26 protein-coding genes are annotated in these 26,132 nt (G+C 62.3%); 17 read left to right on the forward strand and 9 right to left on the reverse strand.

What is annotated here, in order from left to right; genetic code table 11:
- Nucleotides 1-40: 40 nt before the first annotated feature.
- Complete coding sequence (locus ACZ5WW_RS04395) at nt 41-970, reverse strand: amidohydrolase family protein (RefSeq protein ID WP_377167363.1); 930 nt, start codon at nt 968-970, stop codon at nt 41-43.
- A 142-nt stretch (nt 971-1,112) separates the two neighbouring features.
- Here ACZ5WW_RS04395 and ACZ5WW_RS04400 point away from each other — a divergent pair, with 142 nt between their 5' ends.
- Nucleotides 1,113-1,712 carry an LOG family protein gene (locus tag ACZ5WW_RS04400; protein ID WP_377167360.1) on the forward strand — a complete coding sequence of 200 codons (600 nt, stop codon included), beginning with the start codon at nt 1,113-1,115 and terminating at the stop codon, nt 1,710-1,712.
- Nucleotides 1,713-2,432: 720 nt separating this feature from the next.
- Nucleotides 2,433-3,443 carry a zinc-dependent alcohol dehydrogenase family protein gene (locus ACZ5WW_RS04405; RefSeq protein WP_377167357.1) on the forward strand — a complete coding sequence of 337 codons (1,011 nt, stop codon included), beginning with the start codon at nt 2,433-2,435 and terminating at the stop codon, nt 3,441-3,443.
- A gap of 773 nt (nt 3,444-4,216) precedes the next feature.
- On the opposite strand, the gene hrpB is transcribed toward ACZ5WW_RS04405, so the two are convergent.
- Nucleotides 4,217-6,766, reverse strand: coding sequence for an ATP-dependent helicase HrpB (gene hrpB / locus ACZ5WW_RS04410; RefSeq protein WP_377167354.1), 2,550 nt, complete (start codon nt 6,764-6,766; stop codon nt 4,217-4,219).
- Nucleotides 6,767-6,868: 102 nt separating this feature from the next.
- On the opposite strand from hrpB, the gene ACZ5WW_RS04415 reads away from it, so the two are divergent.
- The 10 genes from ACZ5WW_RS04415 (at nt 6,869) to ACZ5WW_RS04460 (ending at nt 15,462) form a co-directional block, all read left to right on the forward strand.
- A complete protein-coding gene (locus tag ACZ5WW_RS04415) occupies nt 6,869-7,495 on the forward strand; it encodes a hypothetical protein (RefSeq protein WP_377167351.1) in 627 nt (208 codons plus the stop codon).
- Between the two features lie 224 nt (nt 7,496-7,719).
- Complete coding sequence (locus ACZ5WW_RS04420; RefSeq protein WP_377167348.1) at nt 7,720-9,429, forward strand: arylsulfatase; 1,710 nt, start codon at nt 7,720-7,722, stop codon at nt 9,427-9,429.
- 51 nt (nt 9,430-9,480) lie between these two features.
- A complete protein-coding gene (locus tag ACZ5WW_RS04425; RefSeq protein WP_377167345.1) occupies nt 9,481-9,918 on the forward strand; it encodes a hypothetical protein in 438 nt (145 codons plus the stop codon).
- A gap of 46 nt (nt 9,919-9,964) precedes the next feature.
- Nucleotides 9,965-10,582, forward strand: a complete 618-nt coding sequence (locus tag ACZ5WW_RS04430) for a hypothetical protein (RefSeq protein ID WP_377167342.1) — start codon at nt 9,965-9,967, stop codon at nt 10,580-10,582.
- Between the two features lie 115 nt (nt 10,583-10,697).
- Nucleotides 10,698-11,063 carry an ElaB/YgaM/YqjD family protein gene (locus tag ACZ5WW_RS04435; protein WP_377167339.1) on the forward strand — a complete coding sequence of 122 codons (366 nt, stop codon included), beginning with the start codon at nt 10,698-10,700 and terminating at the stop codon, nt 11,061-11,063.
- 20 nt (nt 11,064-11,083) lie between these two features.
- Complete coding sequence (locus ACZ5WW_RS04440) at nt 11,084-11,485, forward strand: phage holin family protein (RefSeq protein ID WP_377167337.1); 402 nt, start codon at nt 11,084-11,086, stop codon at nt 11,483-11,485.
- Complete coding sequence (locus ACZ5WW_RS04445; protein ID WP_377167335.1) at nt 11,458-11,865, forward strand: hypothetical protein; 408 nt, start codon at nt 11,458-11,460, stop codon at nt 11,863-11,865. The genes ACZ5WW_RS04440 and ACZ5WW_RS04445 overlap by 28 nt, the downstream gene beginning before the upstream one ends.
- A 15-nt stretch (nt 11,866-11,880) precedes the next feature.
- Complete coding sequence (locus ACZ5WW_RS04450; protein WP_377167333.1) at nt 11,881-12,984, forward strand: type IV pilus twitching motility protein PilT; 1,104 nt, start codon at nt 11,881-11,883, stop codon at nt 12,982-12,984.
- 37 nt (nt 12,985-13,021) lie between these two features.
- On the forward strand, nt 13,022-14,125 hold the full coding sequence (locus ACZ5WW_RS04455) for a type IV pilus twitching motility protein PilT (RefSeq protein WP_377167331.1): 1,104 nt from the start codon (nt 13,022-13,024) through the stop codon (nt 14,123-14,125).
- Nucleotides 14,126-14,202: 77 nt separating this feature from the next.
- Nucleotides 14,203-15,462 (forward strand): hypothetical protein, encoded by a 1,260-nt coding sequence (locus tag ACZ5WW_RS04460; RefSeq protein ID WP_377167329.1) that lies wholly within the window; start codon nt 14,203-14,205, stop codon nt 15,460-15,462.
- A gap of 14 nt (nt 15,463-15,476) precedes the next feature.
- Here the strand turns inward: ACZ5WW_RS04460 and lnt are convergent, their stop codons facing one another.
- Nucleotides 15,477-17,165, reverse strand: a complete 1,689-nt coding sequence (gene lnt / locus ACZ5WW_RS04465; protein WP_377167327.1) for an apolipoprotein N-acyltransferase — start codon at nt 17,163-17,165, stop codon at nt 15,477-15,479.
- Nucleotides 17,166-17,306: 141 nt separating this feature from the next.
- On the opposite strand from lnt, the gene ACZ5WW_RS04470 reads away from it, so the two are divergent.
- The 5 genes from ACZ5WW_RS04470 to ACZ5WW_RS04490 all read left to right on the forward strand — a co-directional run bounded on the left by ACZ5WW_RS04470 (nt 17,307) and on the right by ACZ5WW_RS04490 (nt 23,584).
- Nucleotides 17,307-20,084 carry a PVC-type heme-binding CxxCH protein gene (locus ACZ5WW_RS04470; protein WP_377167325.1) on the forward strand — a complete coding sequence of 926 codons (2,778 nt, stop codon included), beginning with the start codon at nt 17,307-17,309 and terminating at the stop codon, nt 20,082-20,084.
- Between the two features lie 6 nt (nt 20,085-20,090).
- Entirely contained in the window at nt 20,091-20,981 is an 891-nt protein-coding gene (locus ACZ5WW_RS04475; RefSeq protein ID WP_377167323.1) for an alpha/beta hydrolase, read from the forward strand.
- Between the two features lie 62 nt (nt 20,982-21,043).
- Complete coding sequence (locus ACZ5WW_RS04480) at nt 21,044-22,474, forward strand: DUF1501 domain-containing protein (RefSeq protein WP_377167321.1); 1,431 nt, start codon at nt 21,044-21,046, stop codon at nt 22,472-22,474.
- Nucleotides 22,475-22,594: 120 nt separating this feature from the next.
- Nucleotides 22,595-23,065, forward strand: coding sequence for a redoxin domain-containing protein (locus ACZ5WW_RS04485; RefSeq protein WP_377167319.1), 471 nt, complete (start codon nt 22,595-22,597; stop codon nt 23,063-23,065).
- 99 nt (nt 23,066-23,164) lie between these two features.
- Nucleotides 23,165-23,584, forward strand: coding sequence for a secondary thiamine-phosphate synthase enzyme YjbQ (locus tag ACZ5WW_RS04490; protein ID WP_377167317.1), 420 nt, complete (start codon nt 23,165-23,167; stop codon nt 23,582-23,584).
- A gap of 7 nt (nt 23,585-23,591) precedes the next feature.
- Here ACZ5WW_RS04490 and ACZ5WW_RS04495 read toward each other — a convergent pair whose 3' ends face one another.
- The 6 genes from ACZ5WW_RS04495 to rpmJ all read right to left on the reverse strand — a co-directional run bounded on the left by ACZ5WW_RS04495 (nt 23,592) and on the right by rpmJ (nt 26,065).
- The gene (locus ACZ5WW_RS04495) at nt 23,592-23,927 is read right to left on the reverse strand and encodes a hypothetical protein (protein WP_377167315.1); all 336 of its coding nucleotides are present in this window, start codon (nt 23,925-23,927) and stop codon (nt 23,592-23,594) included.
- Nucleotides 23,928-23,937: 10 nt separating this feature from the next.
- A complete protein-coding gene (locus ACZ5WW_RS04500; RefSeq protein WP_377167313.1) occupies nt 23,938-24,234 on the reverse strand; it encodes a gamma-butyrobetaine hydroxylase-like domain-containing protein in 297 nt (98 codons plus the stop codon).
- A gap of 86 nt (nt 24,235-24,320) precedes the next feature.
- On the reverse strand, nt 24,321-24,935 hold the full coding sequence (rpsD, locus tag ACZ5WW_RS04505) for a 30S ribosomal protein S4 (protein ID WP_377167311.1): 615 nt from the start codon (nt 24,933-24,935) through the stop codon (nt 24,321-24,323).
- 27 nt (nt 24,936-24,962) lie between these two features.
- Nucleotides 24,963-25,511, reverse strand: a complete 549-nt coding sequence (rpsK, locus tag ACZ5WW_RS04510; protein ID WP_377167309.1) for a 30S ribosomal protein S11 — start codon at nt 25,509-25,511, stop codon at nt 24,963-24,965.
- A 35-nt stretch (nt 25,512-25,546) separates the two neighbouring features.
- Nucleotides 25,547-25,921 (reverse strand): 30S ribosomal protein S13, encoded by a 375-nt coding sequence (gene rpsM, locus ACZ5WW_RS04515; protein WP_377167307.1) that lies wholly within the window; start codon nt 25,919-25,921, stop codon nt 25,547-25,549.
- Between the two features lie 30 nt (nt 25,922-25,951).
- Nucleotides 25,952-26,065: a 50S ribosomal protein L36 gene (rpmJ, locus tag ACZ5WW_RS04520; RefSeq protein ID WP_133796336.1), complete on the reverse strand. Its 114-nt coding sequence runs from the start codon at nt 26,063-26,065 to the stop codon at nt 25,952-25,954.
- Nucleotides 26,066-26,132 lie beyond the last annotated feature (67 nt).

A 26,132-nucleotide genomic window follows, 5' to 3' on the forward strand; every position in this document is an offset into this window, starting at 1 on the left:
CCCCGCCCCACCCAACCGGAGGAAGAGGAGGATCTCCGCCTCACACCGCTGCCGCCGAGAAAAACACCTTCTCCGCCGTGCCGCGCAGCATCCAGGCCTTGTCCTGCTCCGTGAGGAAATCGAGGCGGTCCCGGATGATGGCGATGGCGTTGCGGTAGTTGTGCCCGTGCTCCACCTGGAAGGGGCAGTCGCTGGCCCACATCACGCGCTGGGGGCCGAAGGCATCGCGCACCTGCCGCACCAGCGGGCCCATGTCGGTGTAGGGTGCCTTCTTGGCACCCAGGGCGTAAAAGGCGGAGGCCTTCACGTGCGTTTTGGCATGGCGTGCCAGACGCAGCAGGTTCTTCACCTCCTCCGGCTTGGCAGGGCTGGCCATGCCAAGGCGGGCAAAGTGGTCCACCACCACGCCGGTGTCCGGGTACCATTCGCACATTTTGTCGAGCAGCGGCAGCGTGTCGGGGTTGATCAGCGGGCAGACGTTCACCTTCAGCTCCGCCGCCGTCTTCCACAGGGTGGCCATGCCCGGAGAGCCAAGCCAGGCCGAGAGGTTTTTCACCTTGCCGGGGTAGATGCGGAAGCCGCGCACCCCCTGCTTCACCAGGCCGCGCATGGTCTCCGCCACGCCTTCGGCGGTCTCATCCACGATCGCCACGCCGCTGAAGACCCCGGGATGCGCGCGCATCATGTCCAGCATGTAGCTGTTGTCCGTCTGGTAGTAGCTCATCTGGATGAGCACGATGCGCCTCACCCCCTCCGGCCTGCAGTGGGCAAAGAGCTGCTCCGGCGTGAAGCTGGGCGGCTGCATGTCGCTCACGGCAAACCCACGGGCCAGCGGGTACTTCTGCACGTCGGGCGTCCACACATGCACATGCGCGTCGATCCAGTCCCCCCGGCTGTGTCCCGGGAGCAGGCTGCAGCCGGTGAGTGCGGCGGTGGAGGTGGCGAGGAAGGAGCGGCGTGTGGTGTTCATGTTCTCAAATATCGTAGCCAGAGAGCGCACTTTTGCGCAAGCCTTTGCAGCAGGGCACTGACAGCAGAAACGCGACAGCGGCGGAACTGCCCCTCCCCGCCCGGTTGACACCGCATGCCAGCCGCGTTCATCATGCCCTCCCATGTCCCGCCTGCGCCGAATCTGTGTCTACTGTGGCTCCTCTTCTGGAAGCGACCCCGCCCACCGCGCCGCCGCGCATGGCCTGGGCGCATTTCTGGCGCAGCACGGCATCGGCCTCGTCTATGGCGGGGGCAATGTGGGCCTGATGGGGGCGGTGGCCGACGGGGCGCTCTCTCAGCAGGGGGAGGTCATCGGCGTCATCCCTCAGTCCCTCATGGAAAAGGAGCTCGGCCACGGCGGCGTCACCACCCTGCACGTCGTCGGCAGCATGCACGAGCGCAAGCAGCTCATGGTCGATCTCAGCGACGGCTTCATCGCCCTGCCGGGAGGCTTTGGCACGCTGGATGAGCTCTTCGAGACCCTCACCTGGCTGCAGCTCTCCTTTCACGACAAACCCGTGGGCCTGCTGAACGTGGGCGGCTTCTTCGACGGCCTGCTCGACTTCATCTCCCACATGAGCCGCAGCGGCTTCCTCAAGCCCGAGCACGCCGCCTGCGTCCTCGTCGAAAACTCCCCCTCGGCCCTGCTCTCCCGCATGGAGGATTTCCGCCCGCCGGAGCTGGGCAAGTGGATCGAAAAACTGGCCGCCGAAGCGCGCTGACGCCGTGAATAAGCCACAGCGGTGCCCGCCTTCGAGAAAGACCGAATTGTTCGCAGCTTTTGCCTGCGCAGCGGGCACTTCTTGACAGGTTGTTCACAATCCATTGGGAATTCTCATTTCTGGGTTCTTCCGAGCCAGAAGGTAAAAAAACCACCCAAGACTTTATCGTGCCTTGGCTCCAAAACCCTGAACGTGGAACCCTTGTGGATGAATCGTGGAACGAGCACAGGCCCCATGACTCTGAAACACTTTCGACACACTCTAGGCCTGTCTCTTAGCTAGGCAGCAAACTCTAGTAAGCCAGCTTCAAGCCTGTTAAAAATCAAACAAAACATTGATTTTCAGCGACTTAAAAAACCTTAACACGAGAAAGAGCTAAGAGCAACAGCCCCTCAGCAGGACTCTGCCCGGCACTGACGGCGAATGATTCCTGATCCGACAAATCTCTCCCCGCTCATCTTCCACCCTACCCCCACCCCCCCGCCTGCCGAATTATTTTTTTTCAAACATAAATACTTTCATTTTTGACAACGGCACTCACCTCTGCTGGCCCCGGTCCCGCCTTCCCACAATTCGCAGGGAAATTGTTCACACACGGTGTTGAGAATATTTTCCGAGGCCCGCCTCCCTGTGAAATCTTGCCCCCGCAGCCCTCTCTTTTCCGCCTTGTTGCCACGCTGAGTGTCACTAGCCTCCTCACCCGCACCCACCACACCCGTCATGCACGCCTACCAGATCACCGGCACCACCGGCCTCCCCTCCCTGCAGCCAGTCACCCTGCCAGACCCCGCCCCCGGTCCTGGCGAGGTCCTGGTGCGCATCCGCGCCACCTGCCTGAACTACCGCGACTACATGAATGTCATGGGCATCAAAGGCGTGACAGGCCCCATCCCGCGCATCCCCTGCTCAGACGGTGCCGGCGAGGTGGTCGCCGTGGGCGCAGGCGTGACCCAGTTCAGCCCCGGTGACCGCGTCGTCTGCCCCTTCATGCCCAGCTGGCTGGCCGGGGAGTACAGCCAGGCCCATGCCTCCCGGGCGCTTGGCGGCGCGGTGGACGGCCTGCTGCGGGAGCTGGCCGCCATCCCGGCCGAGAGCCTGCTGCGCATCCCAGACTACCTTTCCACCGAAGAGGCGGCCACCCTGCCCTGCGCCGCCGTCACCGCCTGGGACGCCCTGCACTGCCGTGGCGGCTTGAAGGCGGGGGAAACCGTGCTCATCCTCGGCACCGGCGGCGTCTCCATCTTTGCCCTGCAGTTTGCCAGGCTGGCCGGGGCCCGCGTGCTGGCCACCACCAGCAGCGATGACAAAGCCGCTCGCCTCCTCGCCTTGGGAGCCGATGCCGTGCACAACTACAAGACCGATCCCGACTGGGACAAATGGGCGCTGGAGCAGACCGGCGGCCTCGGTGTGGACAAGGTCATCGAGATCGGTGGCGCGGAGACGCTCAACCGCTCCCTCAAGGCCACGCGCTTCGGCGGCCACATCGCCCTCATCGGCGTGCTCACCGGCACCAGCGCCGAGATCCAGACCGTGCAGATCCTGCGCAAAGGCATCCGCCTGGACGGCATCTACGTCGGTTCACGCGAGATGTTTGCCCAAATGCTCGCGGAGATGGAGCGCGTGAAACTGCAGCCGGTGATCGACTCCACCTTTGAGTTCAAAGACGCCCCGGCAGCCTTCCAGCGCCTCGAAAGCGGCAGGCACTTTGGGAAGATTGTGATCCGGGTGTGAGGGTCTTCGTAGGATGGGTGTGGCGACAGCCCGCCCGTCTGTGAGCGTGTGAAGACGCCGCATGACTCGGTGCCGCCAGAGTCGGGCGGTTTGGCGAAGTGGTCACTGGAAGATGCGATGTCACTACACGCCAAACACACCCAACGTACGTCCGGACTCGCGCTCGCGGCGCCTACCGCCACAACACCCCCGAAAACTTCTTCGCCACGGCCTGCCGATGCTTGGGCCATTCACGCGTCTGGAAAGCAGACCAGTCCTTCGTGGTGGCCAAAAAGCAGTTCTCCCTCTCCCCGCCGCTGGCACACGAAGAAAACGCTTATTGTTCTTCGGGGAGAGGGTTGGGGTGAGGGGACGACGGGCACCATCGCCAGCATGGGATGCCCCCTCACCCGTCCTCTCCCCGAAGGACGTTTTAGGCTTTGCCCTATCATCGGCGGGGAGAGGGGACTCGCTGGATGCCCGCGCTATACAACCTGTCTGGAAGGACTCCAAAATACTCGCATCAGCCCACAGCTCCACCTCACCGCCACAACAGCCCCGAAAACTTCTTCGCCACCGCCTGCCGATGCTTCGGCCATTCACGCGTCACAAAAGCAGGCCAGTCTTTCGTGGTGGCCAAAAAGCAGTTCCCCCTCTCCCCGCCGCTGACACACGAAGAAAACGCTTATTGTTCTTCGGGGAGAGGGTTGGGGAGAGGGGACTCGCTGGATGCCCGCGCTATACAACCTGTCTGGAAGGACTCCAAAATACTCGCATCAGCCCACAGCTCCACCTCACCGCCACAACAGCCCCGAAAACTTCTTCGCCACCGCCTGTCGATGCTTGGGCCATTCACGCGTAACAAACGCAGGCCAGTCCTTCGTGGTGGCCAGCTTCTTTCCGTCCGGCGTGCAGAGGATGAGCGTCACCGGCAGCCGCCCCTCGCACAGCGTCGGGTGCTCCGTAAGCGCAAAGCACTCATGCAGCTTCACCTGCACTTCGGGTGACTCATTCGCATAGGAGACCTTCAGGCTTCCACCTGCAGGCCATGAGATGGAAAGCGGCACCAGCTCATCCAACCAGCTCACCTGCCCCTGGGCCAGATGCTGATGGAAGGCGGCCATCAGCGGCGCGGCCTGGGCTTCCTTCACCAAGGAGAGACCTTTGAACGCACGGGCGAGGCAGGCCGTGACGGCCTCCGCATCAAAGCGCGGAAACTCCAGCTCCGGCAAGGTGGCATGCACGAGATCCACCCGTGCGATGAACTGCTTCAGCCGATGATCCATCAGCGGCAGATCAAAGGCTCCCGCACGCTGCGCCTCCGCGAGACAGCGCCCGCTGGCGATGGGATCCAGATCGCGCTGCTGCGCCTTCTGCTCGATCACGAGGTCGCGGTAACGCACCACCTTCATCGCGGCCACACGCTTGTTTTGCGCATCAAACAAATGCTCCACCGTGGTGCTCAGGTGCTGCGGAAACATCTCCGCGATCCACGACGGCTGAACAGCGGTGGCGAGGCTGAGCAGCGTCAACGGATTGGGACCCCGCGAGGGCGCTTCGCGCAGATTCGCAGCCACGAAAAACGCAGCCTCCTGCACCACGCTCTCACGCACGAGCTGGCCTTGGCGCTGCTCGGTGAGATCGCACTCCGGCTTGCCGGGCACGCGGCGTTTGGCCAGTTGATCCACGAATCCGGCCATGAGGCAGCGCAGCAGGGCTTCATCACCTTTGGCCGTGGTTCCGCTGTCGCGCTCATACAGCCGCTGCTGCTGCGCGGCGTGCAGGATCTGCTGGCAGGTCTGCTCCACCTGCCGGGCCACCTGCGCATTGATGCCGTGGCTGCGGCAGCGCTCAAAGCTGAAGCCGTTGTCTTTCGCAAACTCATAGGCCCGCATCAGCGTGATGAAGTCCGAATCTCCACTGTCTTCAAACATCTCTCGCAGGCCCTTCATTTGCGCATCATCGCGGTCCAGCCGCACCAGCAAATCGCGCCCACTGACAAGGGCGGCGCACAGGGCAGCCTCCGGCACACAGCCGCGCTGGCTGGCCTCGATCAGCATGCGTGAATAACGCGGGTGCATCGGCAGGCGCAGCATCTGGCGGCCCACCGGAGTGAGCTCCGCCCTGCCTTCGTGCAGGGCTCCCAGCATGGTCAGCAGTTTCTCAGCGCGCAGCACCGCCTGCGGATCGGGTTTGTCTAGCCAGTCAAAGGTGGCGGCTTCCTGAATGCCTAGCGAGTGCAGCAGCAGCACGACCTCCGCCAGATCGCTGCGTTGAATCTCGGGCGTGTTGCGTTCTTCACGGGTCTGGTGGCCAATCGAGGTCCACAAGCGATGACAAGTCCCGGGTGCCGTACGACCCGCACGCCCCTTGCGCTGATCGGCACTGGCTCGGCTGATCGGCTCCAGCAGCAGCGTGCCGATGCCGCGCTCCGCATCGTAACGAGCCACACGCGCCACGCCGCTGTCCACCACGTGACGGATGCCGTCGATGGTGATGCTCGTCTCCGCCACGTTCGTCGCCACGATGACTTTGCGCAGTGAGTTCGGCGCAAAGGCGCGGTCCTGCTCCTGCGGCTCCAGTTCGCCGTGCAAAGGAATGCAGGCCACACGCTCCTGCGTTCGCAGACCTCTCAAGGCGTCCAGCGTGCCATTGATCTCGCCGCGCCCAGGCATGAAAACGAGAATGTCGCCGGGCTCCCCTTCATACAAGATTCGCTCCACCGCCTCCGCCGCCTGCACCGTGAACGGACGCTGATCAGGCACCGGCAGATAGCCCACCTCCACGGGAAAGCTCTGCCCTTCGGAAACAAGGATCGGGCACTGGTTCAAATACGCCGCCACAGGCTCCGCATCCAGCGTGGCAGACATCACCAGCATCACCAGATCAGGCCGCAGGCTCTGCTGCAAGTCCTTCACCAATGCCAGCGCGACATCGCTGAGCAGATTGCGCTCATGGAATTCATCGAAGACCACCGCGCCGATGTTCGACAGAGCGCGATCATCCTGCAGCCAGCGCAGCAGGATGCCCTCCGTGACAAAGCAGATCCTCGTGCCCACGCTGGTGTGATCATCAAAGCGGATCTGATACCCCACCTCCGCACCCAGCTTCCCGCCGCGCTCAGAGGCCACACGTGCCGCCACGGTGCGTGCGGCCACGCGGCGCGGCTGCAGCACCACGATCATCTTGTCTCCCGCCACGCCCGCATCCAGCAGCATCTGCGGCACCTGCGTCGTCTTGCCGGAGCCCGTCGGCGCCACCAGCACCAGCCGGTTGCCGCCCTGCAGCGTGCGCAGGATGTCGGCGTGAATTTTCCAAATGGGGAGCGCGGTGGGGGCAGGCATGAAGTGGGGCGCCCGCTATAAACCAGAACTTCATCTTTTTCGACGAACGATGGTGGATTCCATGCACGGGCTGCGTTTCGTCGGTTCACCCAACCACCACCCATGCACCGCCTTTCCTCCCTCCTCCTCGCCCTCACTCTCTGCATCGCACCCGTTTCTCAGGCGGAGGATTTGAAAGCCGTCGCCGCCAGTCTGGATGGCTATCGTTTCGAGTTCGCCTGCAAGGACCCCATGCCGGAAAACCCCAAGCCCGGCGCAGACGGCATCTCCGCCCGTGCCACGAACGATCCCGCCACCAACGACAAGTTCACCGACGTGCGCAAGTTCGGCGGCGAGCCCGGCAAGCGCTACAAGGTGACCCTCCGCGTGCGCGGCGTGGTGGAGCCCATGATGTACAAGGACGGCCAGCAGGTGGGCGAATACTTCTACATTGGCGGCGCACCCAACAACGCCACCTACAACATCTACCAGCTCACCGTCTCCTCCCCGGCGCAGCATTTCTTTTTCAACCGCCAGGACAAGGTGGGGCATAAGATCTTCACCATCGACTACACCGCCACCATCGAAGTCGAAGGCGGAGCCACGCTCACCCTCCACGGCAACGGCCAGAACGGCCACATGATCACCAACTTCGCCAAACTCGTCGTCCCCGAAGTCGCCCCTGCCCCGCAGCCCTTCAACGGCCAGTTCATCCAGCTCAATGTGCTGGACGTGGCGGAGGTGAAGTGAGGAGGAGCATTTCGATGCTGTGCCAACAAGACCGCGTGGGATTACAGGGCAGGCTGGAAGCCCGCCAGCCACCGACAGCCGGGACGGCTATCCTCCTCTCCCAAAACCAGCGCTGCTTGCACGCCATGCCCGCTGAAACCGGGCGCATGAGCGGCCAGCGCGAATGTCTCGTGTGAGAACTTCTTCGGCAGTTCGTTTGCACATGTTCGTTTTCTTGCCCTGCCATGACCCGCCTACTCCTGCATCCCCTAGCTTCCTTGTTGCTGACGGCCACCGCCTTGTGCGCAGCCCAGCCGAACATCATCGTCATCATGTCGGATGACATGGGTTTCTCCGACCTCGGCTGCTACGGCGGTGAAATTCAAACGCCGAATCTCGACCGCCTCGCGAAGGATGGCGTGCGGCTCAGCCAGTTCTACAACGCTGGGCGCTGCTGCCCCACGCGCGCCTCGTTGCTGACCGGGCTGTATCCGCATCAGGCAGGCATCGGGCACATGATGGAAGATCGTGGTCACGACGGCTATCGCGGCGATTTGAACAACCGCTGCGTGACCATCGCCGAAGTGCTCAAACCAGCAGGCTATCGCACCTATGCCGTGGGCAAATGGCACGTCACCAAGCACGCGCAGCCGGAAGGCCCCAAGCACAACTGGCCGCTGCATCGCGGGTTTGACCGCTTCTACGGCACCATCACCGGCGCAGGCAGCTTTTACGATCCCGGCACACTGACGCGCGATGACACGATGATCTCGCCCTTCGCCGATCCGGAGTACCAGCCGAAGCAGTACTACTACACCGACGCCATCAGCGACCACGCGATTCGCTTCATCGATGAACATGCCAGCGCGCAGAAGGACAAGCCTTTCTTCATGTACATGGCCTACACCGCCGCCCACTGGCCCATGCACGCGCTGCCGGAAGACGTGGCCAAATACAAAGGCAAGTATGACGCAGGCTACGAATCCATGCGGCAGGCACGCCTGCTGCGCATGCAGCAGATGGGGCTCATTGCCAAGAACGCGGAGCTCTCCCCCACCTTCGGCGACTGGACGCAGGTCAAAGACAAGGAGTGGGAAACGCGCTGCATGGAAACTTATGCCGCGATGATCGACCGCATGGACCAGGGCATCGGCCGCGTGGTGGGCACGCTGGAGAAGAAGGGCCTGCTGCAAAACACGCTCATTCTTTTTCTCCAGGACAACGGCGGCTGCCAGGAACCCATCGGCCGTCAGGCCAAGCCGCCTGCATTCAACGAGAAGACCTTTCCCGTCATCGCGCAGGATGCGATCCGCCTCGATGTCATCCCCAAACAAACCCGCGACGGCCAGCCCGTGAAGCAGGGTCAGGGCATCATGCCGGGCGGACCGAACGACTACATCGCGTATGGTGAAGCCTGGGCCAACGTCTCCAACACACCGCACCGCGAGTACAAACACTACGTGCATGAAGGCGGCATCTCCACACCGCTCATCGCCCACTGGCCCGCCGGGATTCCCGAGGCACGGCATGGCAAGATCGAAGCCCAACCCGGGCATCTCATTGATCTCCTGGCGACCTGCGCCGACGTGGCCGGAGCCAGCTATCCCGCCGAGTTCAACGGCCAGGCCATCCGTCCCAAAGAAGGGATCAGTTTGATTCCCGTCTTCAAGGGCCAGAGTCCAGCCTCCCGCTCCATCTTCTGGGAGCATGAAGGCAACCGCGCTCATCGCGCCGGTCCCTGGAAGCTCGTGGCCAAGGAAAACAAGCCATGGGAGCTCTACAACATCGACCAGGACCGCGCTGAGTTGCATGACCTCGCCGCGGCTGAACCAGAGCGGGTACAATCCATGGCTGCAGCATGGGAGGCATGGGCGGCACACGCGCAAGTGCTGCCCGTTGGCGCTTGGAAAAAGCCGGACGTTGTCAAAAATGCGAAGGGCAAGCAGCCTAAATAAATATGCAGGCCACATTGATTTTGGAATGAAACATGCTCCCGTTCATTACCTATGGACCTTTCCCAAATCACGCTCGATGTCCCCACACTGAAACTGAGTTTGGCGGTCGTAGGAGGCCTGCTTCTTCTCTCGATGGTCCGCATCGTGTTCCTGCTGCGCACCAACGCCCGCCTGCGTGAGAGCACCGCCAAGATGGAGCAGCAGGTGCTCAACCAGCACCAGGCCCTGCTCTCCGTGCGCTCGGACTCCAATGCCTGGCGCGGAGAGCTCCAGCGCATGTTTGATTCCTTCCGTGCGGAGTTTTCCAAGCGGCTGGACGAATCCGAACAGCGCTACCACGACATCCAGAAGCGCGCTGAAATCATCAGCAAACCCTCCAAGCCAGCGCATCTCTCCGCGTCGTCCATGCCCCCGCCGTTTGTGGTCATCAACACGGAGGAGCCCGAGGAAAAGCACGTGCTGCCCGTCCCGGCCCTGAACATCTCCTGATGCCGCGCACGACCGACCAGGCCCACCCCTTGCTGAAAAAACAGGCATGAACCAAGCACTGACGCAGGACCCTCAGACTTTGATCCTCGGACTCGGCATCGCCGCCGGACTTTTCCTCCTTTCACTCTTCCGCATCTACCGCCTCTCCCGCTCAAACGCCCGCCTGGGCGGAGACGCCGGCAAGATGGAAAAGCAGGTCGTGCTTCAGCAGCTGGAAGCCACCTCCATCCATCACGATGCCATGTCATGGAGGGCCAAAACTCAGCGTCAGTTTGACGCCCTCCGCGCAGAATTCTCCCACCGTCTGCTCCAGTCTGACCAAGGCGGTGCCAATGCCCTGAAAGAATGGGACCAGGCGCACCAGAAGGCGCTCTCCCAGGCGCTGGCCAGGATCTCCGATCTCGAGGCCGCACTGGCCGCCAGGCCGGTGGCCCCTCCGCCCGCTCCCTTCGTTCCACCGCCCCCCTCCAGACCTTCCCTGCCAGCCGTTGACAGCGCACGCGTCCAGTCCCTCGAGGCAGAGCTCGCAGCCGCCAAAGCGGAAATCGCCAGCAGCAGGCAGCAAAACGCCGCCCTGCAGCGTGCCCTCCTGCTCGCACGGCGCCGGCCTCAGCCCCCCGTCATGCGCAAAAGCTCTCCGCGGAGTGCGGCGCGAGGCGCCTGAGTGAAGAAATCGTCCGCCTGTCTTTTTCCTCTCGCCAACAGGGAGAGAATGTCTTTATTCTGTGACATAAAGCAGTCCTTCAGACTTCCTTGCCACCCCCACCCCCTTTCGCACCATGACTGACACCCCCACCGCAGAGACAGCCTTTGGCAGCAGTCCGCCTCATGACCCCTTCCAGGCTGCGAAAGCCAGCGCCATGAAAGCCGCCGAGGAACTGCGCGCCGCCGCAGCGCAGAAGGCCACGGAATTCCGCACCGCTGCCGAAGCCCGTGCCCAGCAGCTCCGCACCACTGCCGAGCAGAAGGCCACAGACATCAGGGAAAAGGCCGGTGAATTTGCCGATCACACCTTCAGCGAAGCACGCGTGCGCTATGACGACCTGCGTGCCGAGGCGGAAAAATTCGCCCGTGAAAAGCCGCTGCAGGCGCTGCTTACCGCGTTTGGCATCGGCTTTGTCGTCGGCGCCATTCTGCGCCGCTGATCCACATCGCGCCCCTATTCATGAACCCAGGCACGCCGCCCGCCCCCGAGGAACGCGCCAGCGCAACAGGTTTGCTGCGTGCCTTGGCCCTGTACATCGAGGCACGCGGACGCCTGCTGCACATCGAAGGCCAGGAAGCGGGCAGCCGCCTCTCCAACCTCACCGGCATGTTCATGCTGGCTCTCACCGCCTTCGTCATCGGCTGGATGCTCGCCACCCCGGCCTTGGTGTGGATCATCGCTGAATCCAACGGCTGGCACTGGACGCATGTGGCGCTGGCAGGTGCCGGCATTCACCTCTTTCTCGGCCTGCTCCTGCTCGCCGGGCTGAAAGCTAGGCTGCGCGGAATGCAGCTCTTTGAGGAATCATTCAACCAATTCCGCCGTGATCGCGAATGGCTCGCAAGCAACAAGAACAACTGACCCCCAAGCAGCAGGCCCTGCGTGATCTTGAGGACGCCCGTGCGTCCCTGGCCCACCATGCCGCCCATGCCGTGGAGGAGTGGAGTCCCCGTGCCCTCCTGACCCGCAGCATGCAGAAGCACCGCACCCTCTGGATCGGTGCCGCTGCCGTGGCAGGCCTGGCCGCGCTGAAGGCCCTCTGGCCCTCCTCTGCACGCGGTCTCTCCCATCATCCTGAAGGTTCCCTTAGTGGCGCCCAGAGGAGCGGACTGTTTGCTCTCCTGCTCAGCCCCCTGCTCGGCTTTGCGCGCAAATCCCTGATGAGCTACGGCACCCAGCTCTTTGAAAGTTACCTCCGCCAGAATATTTCTCCGAACGTCCAAGATTCAGACGCAGTCTAGCGTCACCTCCATTTCATGTCTGATCCCAACCAACCCCCACAAGACCTCCTCCCTGTTTTAGGCTCAGTGGACGACTATCTGCGCTTTTGCATGCAGTATGACGCGTCCGACCTCCATCTCGCCACCGGAGCGCAGCCCGTCTGGCGGCGCTATGGCAACCTGCAGCCCATCTGGGACAACGCTGCCATCCTGACTCCTGAAGACGCCCGCCGTCTTGCCTACGGTTTCCTCGGCGAGGCGCAGATCAAGAACCTCGAAGCGCGAGGTGACGTCGATTTTGCCTACTCCCCCGGCTACGGGCGCTTCCGCTCCTCCGTCGTTCAGCAGCGCCTCGGCATCGACATGGTCTTCCGCGTCATCAAGACGCAGATCAAGTCCGTGGACGAGCTCGGCCTCCCGCCCACCGCCAAGACGCTCACCCGTTTCCACAACGGCCTCATCCTCGTCACCGGCCCCGTAGGCTGCGGTAAATCCACCACCCTCGCCGCCTTGGTGGACTCCATCAATGAGGAGCGTGAAGACCACATCATCACCCTGGAAGACCCCATCGAGTACATCATCGAGCCCAAGGGCTGCCACGTGAACCAGCGCGAGGTGCACACCCATACCGCCTCCTTTGCCGCCGCTCTTCGTGGCGCCCTCCGTGAAGACCCGGACGTCATCATGGTCGGTGAAATGCGCGACCTCGAGACGATCTCCCTCGCCATCACGGCTGCTGAAACGGGTCACTTGGTGCTCGGCACCCTCCACACCGGCAGCGCCGCCCGTACCCTGGACCGTGTGCTGGACGTGTTCCCCATCGACCAGCGCGACCAGATCCGCATCATGGTGTCTGAATCCCTGCGCGGCATCCTCTCCCAGCAGCTGGTGCCCAGAATCGACGGCAACGGCCGTGCGATGGCCTTGGAGGTCCTCGTCAACACCCCTGCCGTGGGCAACTGCATCCGCGAAGGCAAAACCTACATGCTGGCCGGCGTCATGCAGACCGGCAAAGGCGTCGGCATGATCACCATGGACGATTCATTGCGCAACCTCTACTCCACCGGGCAGATCAGCCGTGAGGAGTGCGAGTTCCGCGCCGAGGACAAGGTCATGATGAAGAAATTCTTCGAATCCTGAGCCTCCATTCACGCCAACCGACCACTGACCACGTCTCATGCCCATCATTGACCAATATTTTCAGAAGCTCATCGAACTGGGTGGCTCTGACCTTCACCTCAGCCAGAAGCAGCCGCCCAAGGTGCGCGTGCACGGCAGCATCAAGCCCATCTCAGACCAGATCCTGGACGAGCGCCTCATGGAGACCATGATGCGTGAAATCTGCGAGCCCCGCGCCTGGGACCGCTACAAGGAAAAGGGAGACCTCGACTTCGCCTACGAGATGGACGCGGACAACCGCTTCCGCTGCAACTACCTCCGCCAGCAGCACGGCTACGGCGCGGTGTTTCGTATCATTCCCACCAAGATCGCCAGCCTGGAGCAGCTCGGCATCCCGCCCGTGGTCAAGGAGTTTGGCCACATGCGCAGCGGCCTCGTCCTCGTGACCGGCCCGACGGGCTCCGGCAAGTCCACCACCCTTGCGGCCTTGCTCGACTACATCAACACCAACTTCCGCCGCCACATCATCACGATCGAAGAACCGATCGAGTTCGTGCACCGCAACAAGAAGAGCATCATCACCCAGCGTGAGGTGCCCATTCAGACCCCCTCCTTCGCCGACGGCCTGCGCGCCGCCCTGCGTGAAGATGCGGACATCGTGCTCGTGGGCGAAATGCGCGACCTTGAGACCATCTCCCTCGCGCTCACCGCTGCAGAAACCGGCCTGCTCGTCTTCGGCACCCTGCATACGAACAACGCCCGCAAGACCGTTGACCGTATCATCGACGTCTTCCCCTCCGACCAGCAGAGCCAGGTGCGCACCATGCTCGCCGCCTCCCTCAAAGGCGTGGTGGCCCAGCTCCTCATGAAGAAGTCAGACGGCAAGGGCCGCGCCGCCGTGAATGAAATCATGGTGTCCAACCCCGCCGTCGGCGCCATCATCCGTGAAGGTGCCACCCAGAAGCTCTACGACGTCATCATCGGCGGCAAGGCCCAGGGCATGCAGTTCATGGACGAAGCCATCTGGCAGAAGCTCCGCGACGGCTACGTCACGCCGATGGAGGCCTACATGAAAGCCATCGACAAGAACCGCTTCAAAGCCTTCCTCCCACCCGAAGATGCCGGACTTGCCGTCGCCAGCGGTGGCGATGCCAACAAATAGGCAGACACGGATTGTCAGCGAAGCAGTTGAGTCTTGCCGCAGCTTCTGCGGTGAATTAACATCGTTTTAATTCAAGGATGAGCACGGCTTCCGAGGACCCTCCGCCAGACCCGCCGCAGCACGGCACCCGCCGCCCAGGCCCTCTGGCCATCCTGGCCGCCACGGCGGTCGGCGGGGCTATTGCTGCGCGCGTCAGCAAAGCCCCACTGCTCTTCGCAGCAGGAGCTGCCGCCATGGCCCTGCTCAGGCAAAAACGGCCCGCCCCTGCTCCCGCCCCAGCGGCACCACCGCCTCAGCCGCCGCCTGCCCCGCCGGTCGAAATACCCGCTCAAACCCAGGTTGAGCAGTGGCTTTCACGCCAGATCATGCGCGAGGAGCAGACTCCTCTCGTTGATCTCTCCCAGGCGGCCGCCATCACACCGGACGCCCCTGAGGACGACTACCATCCAGGGGCCTTTCTTCTGGAGGATGCAGAAGATCTCTTCCGCCCTCTGCCACCGGGAAAGGATGCCATCGCTGCGCTCGCCGACCCTGTGCCCCTGCTTTTTGAGGAGCCAGAGCCCAGGCCACAGCCAGCCTTGCAAGACTGGGCAGCCCCACCGCCACCGCCCCAGATCCAGGTGCAGGCACCGCCGCCCCCTGCTGTGGCAGATTCGGCATGGACTCTCGGGGTGGACCCCATGCCAAGCTTCAACGAAGCCGCGCCCCACGCCGCCCCGCCGGGCAGCAGTTTGTTCAGCACCCCGGAGCCGCCGCCGGTCCCCTTCAGCACCCAGGCCTACCCGCGCAGCGAGGTTTTCTCCACCGCGCCTGTGCGGCAGGAAGAGCTCGAGCCTCCGCTCTATTTTGCCACAAACGTCTTCCAGGGAGCCACCCTGCCAGATGAAATCCAGGTACAGCCCGCCCTCGCTTCCGAACCCACGCCGCCGTTTGTGCCGCACCCGCCTGTGCGACGTCCGGTGGCTCCGGTATTTTCAGCCCCCTCTGAGCCGCAAGCGCCTGCCTCTCCTGAGATCTTGGTGGAGCTCGCAGCGCATGGCGAGGCCTCTTTCGACCCGCCCTTTGCCGCAGCCCCATCAAACCCCTGGCAGCCGCCGCCAGAATACTCCGCTGCGGCTTCCGCCCCCGCGTCGCCCTATGCACAGATGAGCAGCACCGTGGTCGAAGCCGAGCTCATCCTCCGCCCCCGCGCACCGACTCAGAACGCCGTCGTCGCCAAATCGAAATTGCCCACGCCCGCCGAAGACACGGGTGACGCCCATTTCCCCGCCCCCCTGCAGTCTCAGCACAACCCCAAACCCCGGCCCGCCTGGCGTTCGTGGTGGCGCGACGATTGATGCAGCCTGCACAGTCACCGCTTCTTCCATCCCAGCATCCACACGATCACGCAGACGCCCAGCAGCGAGAGTGCAAACCAGTCGCCGTAGCGTGCGTAGAGCGTCATCTGCCCCGAGCGCGGCACCTTCACCTCTCCGGGCAGTGTGCCTTCGATGAATGAGGAGCCCGTCTCAGGATCGCTGAGCTTTGAGGTGACGCGACCGCAGGTGTCGATGAAGCAGCTCACACCCGTGTTCGTCGCACGCACCATGGGCCGCCTGAGCTCGATGGCGCGGAAGAGAGAATTGATCATGTGCACCTCCGGCTCCTCGCTCTGCAGAAACCAGCCGTCGTTGGTGATGTTCACGATCATCTGCGGTGCCTCGCGCACAAAGCGGCGCGCCAGCCGGCCCACGGTGTCTTCAAAGCAGATCAGCGGGATGATCTGCACCTCCGGCTTTTCCAGCTTCAGCGGCTCGGTTTTCACCCCTGGTGTGAAGGCCCCTTCAAACATGCTCTGAAACAGGGAAAACGGCGGGATGTTCTTCAGCGGCAGGTATTCGCCAAAAGGCACGAGGTGCACCTTGTGGTAATCCTGCCGGTGCTCGATGCTTCCGCGCGCCAGCACGGCGGACACATGCCCGGCATGCTCTCCCTCAAACAGCTCCGTGCCAAACAGCAGGCTGTAGTCTCCTGCACGCAGCATGTCATTGAAGTAGTTCTTGTGGTAGTCCGCCGGCAGAATCGGCCCCTGGTACTCCAGATGAATTGGCAGCGCACTCTCCGGCCAGATGATGAGGTCTGTGGCGGTTTTCCCCTCTTTTGCCGTGCCGTACATGCGCGTGAACTGATCGAGGTGCTGATACACCTGCTCTGCGATCCGGCCCGTCATCGCATCCACCAGCGAGACATTGGGCTGGATCAAAACCGTGCGCACCGTGATCGAGTCCTGCTCCTTCGCGGTGAGCTTCAGCATGCCATAACCCGCCGTGATGAGCATGAGGATCAGGGCCACCGTGAAGTCCAGCCGCGTCTTGCATTTCCCCTCCCCGCGATACGCCAGGATGAGCCGTGTCAGTGTGTTCCAGGCCGTGCAGGCCACAAACACTGGCAGGAATGAGAGTCCGAAGACACCCACAAGATCCGCAGCCTGGATCAGCGGCAGATTGCCATGCATCGCCACACCCAGCCCGTTCCAGCCAAAGCCGGTGAAGACCGTCATGCTCCGCAGCCACTCGCATGCCACCCACGCCGCCGCCGCCAGAAAGGAGCAGGCCAGCGAATGCAGTGTGCTGGGCCACCAAGAGTCCTGCGTCAGCGTGGCAATCCTGGGCCGCGCAAAGCGGTGCGTGAACCACGCCCACACGCCAAAGTAAAGCGCGCAATAGCCGGCGAGGCCGAGCAGCGCCCCCCAGCCCAGCAGCTCCGGCCCCAGCCCCACCCAGGTGTCATCCACAGCGCCACCCATCCTCACCCGTGCGGAATGATGCACCCATTTGAGATTGATGAGGAAAAAAGCCAGGCCCGCCAGATAGCCGCGCCAGAACGGCCGCACTTTGACATGCTCCACGTCCTTCCACGGCCACAGCACCGCCAGCAGCGGAAACAGCCACAGCCACACCGCCAGGTTCGAATTCCAGCCTGGAAAAGCAAACGTCAGAATGATCCCGCTGAGCAGCGGGGAGATGAGCATGAACAGGCGCAGGCGTTTGGAATCAGTCACGGGCCGGGATCATGCCGTCATCACACGAAAAGCCAAACGCACATTCCGTCATTTTATCAGCGTCCGATTCCACCCAAAAGTTGTCCGCACACCGGACTGGCCATGAGGCGTTCTTTCGAGTGACAATCTGCATCACCGACCATGAAAGCCATCCTGCTTGTATTTGCCGCCGCCGTTTTAGCCCATGCCGCGCCCACCGGGCCTGTGCGCGTGCTGTATCTGGACACCGAGGGAAAGGAGCAGGCCGCCGCCGGAAAGCTGCATGAAGCCATGCGCGATCTGGGTCGCGACGCCATCTGGTTTGACTACGCCAAGGAAGACCTGCCCGCCAGTGACTACGACCTGGTGGTGAAACCAGGCAGCGACCTGAGCAAGGATGCGCTCCTTTCCAAACTAAGCCCTGAGCGCAAAGCCAGCTACGAGGCCTTTCTGAAACAGCGCGACCCCGAGGAGCGCAAGAAGCACCCGCAGGTGGCCAACTACGAAAAGCGCCCCGAGCCGCTGACGCTGCAGCTGCCGATGAGCGTGAAGGCAAGCATGGAGCGCACCCAGGTGCCCGCCGACTGCGAGCTGAAGCTCTTTGCCAGCGAGCCGGACATCGCCAAGCCCATCGCCTTCGCGTGGGATGAGCGTGGCCGCTGCTGGGTGGTGGAGACGCGCGACTACCCGCATGGCGTGACGGACAGCGGCGAAGGCCAGGACACCATCAAGATCTGCGAAGACACCGATGGCGATGGCAAAGCCGACAAGTTCACCGTCTTTGCCGACAAGCTCAATCTCCCCACCGGCATCGTCTTCGCACGCGGCGGCATCATCGTCAGCCAGCCGCCGAAGTTCATCTTCCTCAAGGACACCGATGGCGATGACAAGGCCGACGTGCGCGAGACGGTGATCGACTGCTGGGGCATCCGCGACACGCACGCGCAGGCCAGCAATCTGCACTACGGATTCGACAACTGGCTCTACGGCTGCGTGGGCTACAGCGGCATCGAGGGCTACGTGGGCGGCAAGAAGCACCAGTTTGCCATGGGCACCTACCGCTTCAAGGCAGACGGCAGCGCCATCGAGTTCCTGCATCAGTTTACCAACAACGCCTGGGCCCACAGCATGAACGCTGCGGGCGACCAGTTTGGCGGCACGGCCAATGGCGCACCCATCTTCTTCGGCGGGATCCCGGCCACGGCCTACCCTGAAAACACACGCGGCATGACGGCCAAGAAGATCAATGTGGTGGAGATGTGCCACACCATCACGCCCAATTTCCGTCAGGTGGATGTCTTTGGCGGCTACACCGCAGCAGCCGGCAGCAATTTCATCTACAGCGGCAACCTGCCCAGGCGCTTTCAGGGAAAGGCCATGGTGTGCGAACCGACGATGAAGGTGGTGTCCGTCTTTGACGTGCAGCCGGATGGCGCAGGCTGGAAGGCGCTCGACTTCATGAACATCTACGCCAGCAGCGACGAATGGAACAGCCCCGTGCATGCCGAGGTGGGCCCTGATGGCGCGGTGTGGGTGGCCGATTTCCAAAATTTTATCATTCAGCACAATCCCACCCCGAGCTTGGAGCGCGGCGGCTTTGTGGCCACCACCGGCAAGGGCGGAGCTCATGAAAATGACCTGCGCGACCACAGCCGCGGGCGCATCTACCGCATCGTGGCCAAGGGCACGAATCCGAAGGCTGAGAAGCCTGCGCTCACCGCCAGCACGCAATACGCACGCCTGGAGGCCCAGCGCGAGAAAGTGGATAGCGGCGCTGCTGATGCCAGCCTGCAAAAGATCGTGCTGGATGCAGACACCACGGCAGCCATCCACGCGCTGTGGACGCTGCAGGGCCTCGGCCAGCTGGATGAGGCCACGCACAAGGCCGCGCTGCTGAGCAAGGACGCCGGTCTGCGCCGCAATGCCATCCGTGCCCTGGGCAGCGATGCCAAGGCGCAGTCGCTGCTCTTTGGCGCAGGCGTCATCAGCGATCCCGATCTGCACACACGCCTTGCGGCTTTTGTGAAGCTGTCCGACTTCCCCACCACGCCGGAGATCCAGACGCTGGTGAAAAAGCTGGCCTCTGATCCCGTGGTGAAAAACGACGAATGGCTGGCCGAGGCCGCCAAGATGCTGAGCCGCAAGCACCAGGCGCTGAACTACAAGGAAGGACCCAACCTGCTGCCCAACCCCGGCTTTGAAGAAGTGGTGGCCAATGCCAAAACACCCACCGGCTGGAAGCTGCGCAACTACGGCACAAAGCCCGGGAATGCTGGCGCTGAGTGGAGCATCGTGACCGATGAGAAGATGGTGCACAGCGGCAAGAACGGCTTCCGCGTGATCACCCGTGATGAGGCAGACACCAGCTTCTTTGCCGATGTGGCGCTGAAGCCCAACACCGAGTACAAGCTCAGCGCCTGGATCAAGACCCATGGCTTCCGTGGCAAAGCCAGCCTGAATGACCACCTGGGCCGCGCTGAGACGAGCACGATCAAGCGCACGCAGGACTGGACCGAAGTGGAGGTGACCTTCAACAGCAAGACCCGCGACAAGGCGAGCATCAACCTCCTGCACGTGGGCAAAGGCGACACCTACTTTGATGATGTGAAGCTGGTGGAGATGATCCCCGAGGCGGAGGATGATGAGTCCAAGCTCGTCGGCGATGTGAAGCGCGGCGAAAAGATCTTCTGGGAGCATCCCGTGGCTGCCTGCAAAAACTGCCACATGCTCAAAGGCCAGGGCAGCACCGTGGGCCCCGCGCTGGATGGCATCGCCGGAAGAAAGGATGCGGCCTACATTCTGGAAAGCCTCGTGAATCCCAACGCCAAGCTGGCCGAAGGCTACACTGCCACACCGATCAGCCCCATGCCGCCGATGAACCTCATCCTGAAGCCGCAGGAGTTTGCGGATGTGAAGGCCTTCATCATGAGCCTGAAGTAAAACGTGATGAAGCCCACCACATACGTCCTGCTGATGATGCTAACAGTGCTGCCTGCGCAGGAGCCGCCCGGCCAGCCGCGCAAGGCCTGGAGCCCCATCGTGCTGCATGAGGATGACAAGCCCGCCTTCCCTCCGCCCCCGAGCGGCTGGGATGTGCGGCGGCAGGACATCCCGCACGGAAAGGTGACGATGATCGAGTATGACTCGAAGAGCGTGGGCACGCGGCGGCACATGAATGTGTACACCCCGCCGGGATACACGCCGGAGAAAAAGCTGCCCGTGCTCTATCTGCTGCACGGCATCGGCGGCGATGAGACCGAGTGGCAGCGCTTTGCCCAGCCGGAGGTGCTGCTGGACAACCTGATCGCCGACGGAAAAGCGGCGCCCATGATCGTGGTGATGCCCAACGGCCGCGCGCAGAAGGACGACCATCCCAAGGGCGATGTCTTCAAGCACGCGCCCGCGTTTTCGTTCTTTGAGCGCGATCTGCTGGAGGACATCATTCCCACCATCGAAGCACGCTACGCGGTGCTGGCAGACCGCGAGCATCGTGCGCTGGCAGGTCTCTCGATGGGCGGCGGGCAGTCGCTCAATTTTGGCCTGGGACATCCGGAACTCTTCACCTGGGTGGGCGGCTTTTCCTCCGCACCGAACACCCGCAAATCCGAAGACCTGCTGCCCAGCGCAACCGCTGCCAAGCATCTGCACCTGCTCTGGCTCTCCTGCGGCAGCAAGGACGGCCTCATCCACATCAGCCAGGATTTTCACTCATGGCTCAATAGCCATGACGTGCCCCATGTGTGGCACGTGACCGACCACGCCCATGATGCTCCCGAGTGGAAGCAGGCGCTGTATTACTTCCTGCAGCAGCTGAAGTTCGACAGTTCGGGACACTAGGACAGCAGCAGCCTGGCCCATGAAAGTCGCTTCAGACATGTGCGTATGTTTCACTGCCAGCCATGTCCTTCTCATCCTCCGCCTCCCAACGCCGCTGCGCAGGCCCCATGTCGCGCCGCAGCTTTCTCAGCATGGGCACGCTGGGGCTCACGGGCTGGAGCCTGGCTGACACGCTGCGCGCAGAAACAATCGCCAAGGCTGCCGGGAAGAGGCTGAAGGACAAGTCCGTCATCTTTGTGTGGCTGCCGGGCGGCATGTCGCAGCTGGAGAGCTATGACATGAAGCCGAATGCGCCGGTGGAGTATCGTGGTGTGCTCAATCCCATCCGCACCAATGTGCCCGGCACGCACATCTGCGAGCTGTTTCCACGGCAGGCCAAAATCGCGGACAAGTTCAACATCATCCGCAGCGTGCATCACGAGTTCGCGGATCACGGCGGCGGGCACAAGCGCTTCATGACCGGACGCAATCCCGCCCTGCCGGTGGGCTTTGTGAATGATGCGCCCTCCGTGCAGTCCATCATCACACGCAAGCTCCAGCGCGCCGGGCAGGCCATGCCCACCTGCGTGGCGGGCGTGGATCGCGGGCGCAGCGGCATCGATGTCTTCTCCATGGGTGCGGCCTATCTCGGCCCCTCGGCCTCCCCCTTCATGGTGGTGGGAGATCCCAGCGCCAAGGACTTCAAGGTGGAGAACATCGGACTCACACCGGACATGGAGGCGCGCATGGATGACCGCATGCACCTGCTCAAGGGCATGGACAATCTCACGCGTGAGATGGACCGCAGCGGCCTGATGGATGCGATGGACAGCTTCAGCCAGCGCGCCTTTGGCATGCTGACCACACCCGCTGTGCGCGATGCCTTTGATCTGACCAAGGAATCCACTCAAACCCGCGAGCGCTACGGCTACAGCACCTACGGCCAGCGCGGCCTCATGGCACGCAGGCTGGTGGAGGCTGGCTGCCGCTTTGTGACGATGGTGTGGGAAAATCCCTTCTCAACGACCATCCCGAAAAACTGTACCTACAACTGGGACAGCCACGCCGTGAACTGCGACATGTATGCGGATGCACGCTGGCGCATGCCGGTGTATGATCAGGCAGCCTCCGCGCTGATCGAGGACATCCACCAGCGCGGGCTGGACAAGGACGTGCTCGTCATCATCACAGGCGAATTTGGCCGCACGCCCAAAATCAACACGCAGATCGGCACCCAGACGGGCGTCAGCCAGCCGGGCCGCGACCACTGGCCAAATGCGATGTCCTTCATCGTCAGCGGCGGCGGCATGCAGACGGGCCAGGTCATCGGTGCCACGAATCCGCGCGCTGAGTTCCCCATCGAGCGTCCGCTGAGCCCGAACGACCTCTGGGCCACCGTTTACCAGCACCTGGGCATAGATCCGAACGACACCTTTGATGATTTCCAAGGCCGCCCCATGCCCATCCTGCCCTTTGGAGATCCCATCAAGGAACTGCTGCCGCTGGTGGCCTAAATCGGCAGCGCATCCGAAGCAGAGGACTGCAACGTTAGTTTGACCTGAAGGCGAGTCTGGCCTTGATACCTGAACTCCTGGCCACCCGGCCTGAACGCAACCCATACCCACATACCCTCCATGGCACTCTCCGTCGGTTCCAAAGCCCCTGGCTTCACCCTCAAGTCCAAATCCGCCTCCGGCCTCAGCGATGTCTCGCTCCCTGCCGGCAAGAACACCGTCCTGCTTTTCTTCCCCCTCGCTTTCACGGGCGTCTGCACCCAGGAACTCTGCGACATCACCGCAGGCCTCAGCTCCTACAGCGACCTGAACGCCGAAGTCATCGGCATCAGCGTGGACAGCCCCTTCGCGCAGGAAGCCTGGGCCCAGAAGGAAAAGATCGGCATCACTCTGGTCAGCGACCTCAACAAGGAAACCACCAAGGCCTACGACGTGCTCTTCCCGGGCCTTGCCGGCATCGGCGACACCTCCGCCCGCGCCGCCTTCGTCATCGACAAGAACGGCGTCATTCAGTACTCCGAGCAGACCGCCACACCGAAGGACCTGCCAAACTTTGAAGCCGTGAAGGCCAAGCTGGCTGAGCTGGCGTAAGCCACCTGCCGCAGCAGATAATCAGATGCCATGTGATGATGAGTCACATGGCATTTTTGTTGTTGCTGCCGTGGCTTCACTTGCGCACCCTTTCCTCCTATGGCCGCTCTCGCTGATCAATTCACCCTCCCCACACGGGGCAAAGGCACCTATGAGATCACGGAGCGCTGCCAGGAGATTGTGCGCACCAGTGGCATCCGCACCGGCACGGCCACCGTTTTCGTGCAGCACACCAGCGCCAGCCTGGTGATCTATGAAAATGCCGATCCATCCGCACGGACGGACCTGCACAGTTTCTTTGACCATCTGGTGCCGGAAAACACGCCGTACTTCGTGCATACCTATGAAGGCCCGGACGACATGCCCAGCCACCTGCGCATGGCGCTGACGCGGACTTCGGAGGTCATTCCTGTGGTCAACGGCCGCCTGGCTCTGGGCACATGGCAGGGCATCTTCCTCTTTGAGCACCGCCGCGCGCCGCACACGCGGAGCATCGTGGTGAGCGTGGTGGGGGAATAAATGGCCCTCAGGGAAACCTCTCCACAAACCGTGAGACCGCGTGCTCACCTGCCTCCAGCGCGAGACCTTCATCAAGTGTGCTGTCATTGATCACCTGGATGATCTCCTCCAGTGCCGCACGCATTAACTCAAACTCTGCCTGCGCCTCCGCCTCTGAGCTGAAAAAGCGCGTATGGACCATCCACCCATAGATTCCGCACGTGATGCTGCAGGGAGCAATGCTGCCCCCGCGCTCGATGGTGATGCGTGCACCTTCTGAGTGCTCTTCATCCCGAAGGATCATGCCATTCTCAGACCCGGCGTGCCCGATGGTTTTCCCTTCGTCAAAGCTCGACCAGTTCATGGCAATGCCATCAAACGCCGTTCAGCGCCCGCAGATAGTCAAAGGTGTACAGCCCCGTGTTATGCCCGTCGCTAAAGTCAAACTGGATGGCGTAGCCGCCGACCATGCGCCAGTCCTTCACGGTGACGCCGGGAAAGTGCTTCTGATCCGTGCCGCCGATCTTTTTGCCCAGCAGGTCGCGCTCTCCGGTGTTCTCGGCGCTGGGAGAGGCGGCACGTAGCTGCTCCATGGAGATATACTGCTCGGTGCCGTCGTTCCAGACGAGGGCCACTTCGTTGCCAATGAGTTCCAGGCGGGTCGGGGTCATGGGGAAAGTCTAGGGAGAGAAGCCAGAAAAGCAAAAGGGACGCTCGAAAGCGTCCCTTTTGAAGTTTGAAACCGAATCCGTGAAGATTAGCGGGAGTAAAGTTCGACGACGAGCTGCTCGTTGGCGATCGGGTTGATCTCCTCGCGCACTGGGACGCGATTGACCACACCGCTCATCTTGTCACGATCCACAGTCATCCAGTCGGAAGCAGGGGTGCCCTGGGTCATTTCCAGGAAACGACCGACGAGCTGCTGGCTGCGCTGGCTGCTGGCACGGGCGGCGACGACGTCACCGGGCTTGACCTGATAGCTGGCGATGTTCACCACCTTGCCGTTCACCGTGATGTGACGATGGCTGACAAGCTGACGGGAGGCAAAACGGGTGTTGGCAAAGCCCATGCGGTACACCACGTTGTCGAGGCGCAGCTCAAGCATCTGCAGAAGGTTCTCACCGGTCACGCCCTTGCGGCGCTGAGCTTCGGCAAAGAAGCGGCGGAACTGCTTTTCCATCAGGCCATACTGAAAGCGCAGCTTCTGCTTTTCAGCGAGGGCGGTGCCGTATTCAGAAGTCTTGCGGCGGGTGTTGCGAGCACCGTGCTGTCCTGGCGGGAAGTTACGGGTTTCGAGAGATTTGGAAGGACCGAAAAGAGCAATGCCGAAACGGCGGTTGATTTTTTCGCGAGGACCTGTGTAGCGTGCCATAGTGAGTAGAAGAAAGGAGCTGGGAGATTAGACGCGACGAGCTTTCGGCGGACGGCAGCCGTTGTGCGGGATGGGGGTGACATCCTTGATGGTGGTCACTTCGACACCGAGGGCCTGCACGGCACGCACGGCGGACTCACGGCCGGAGCCTGGACCACGAAGGCGGACTTCCACTTCACGAAGACCATGTCCCATGGCCTGACGGCAGGCGTCCTGTGCCACGACCTGGGCGGCATATGCGGTGCCTTTACGGGAACCACGGAAGCCCATCTTGCCAGCAGTGGACCAGCCGATCACACCACCCACGCGATCCGTGATCGTGACGATGGTGTTGTTGAAGGTGGCATAGACGTGCACAATGCCCTGGGAGATGTTCTTGGAGCCCTTGGCCTTGACGACTTTCTGCTGCTCGGCGCTTTCGCCACCGATTTCGAGCCAGACGCTCTGGGAAACCTGCTTGTCACCGCTGGTGGATGCGCGCTGGTCTGCGGGTGCGGCAGGAGCAGCTGGGGTTGCAGGTGCGGCAGGAGCAGGAGCTGCTGCGGCAGGTGCGGCGGGGGTCGTTTCGTCAGCCATGGTAGGTAAAAAGTGGGACTTTGCTTGAATTCAGATTACTTCGCCTTCTGGGCACCCACAGTCTTACGTGGACCTTTGCGAGTACGAGCATTGGTGTGAGTGCGCTGGCCGCGCACTGGCAGGCCGCGACGATGACGGTGTGCACGGTAGCAGTTGATGCCCAGGATGCGCTTCATGTGCATCTGCAGCTCACGACGAAGGTCGCCTTCGATCGGAATCTTCATCGCCTGAACGGTCTGAGTGATGGCAGCGATCTGCTCATCGGTCAGCTCACCAGCACGGATGTTCGGGTCAATGTTGGTGGCGGCAAGAATCTTGCGGCTGACGGGAAGACCAATGCCGTAGATGTACGGCAGTGAGTATTCGATTTTCTTTTCGTTCGGGATTTCGACTCCAAGCAGGCGGGCCATAATTCAGTGTATTAGGATTTAGTGAAAGGATTAACCCTGACGCTGTTTGTGGCGTGGATTTTTGCAGACAACACGGACAACACCTTTGCGGCGGATAACACGGCAAAGTTCGCAGAGAGGTTTAACGGAGGTACGGACGCGCATACAGGAGTAGGGAAAAAAGGTGAGCCTGGGGGGAACTCAAAACCCCGCTTTTGGAGCAGGGGGCAGG

The organism is Prosthecobacter fluviatilis, from assembly GCF_055388355.1.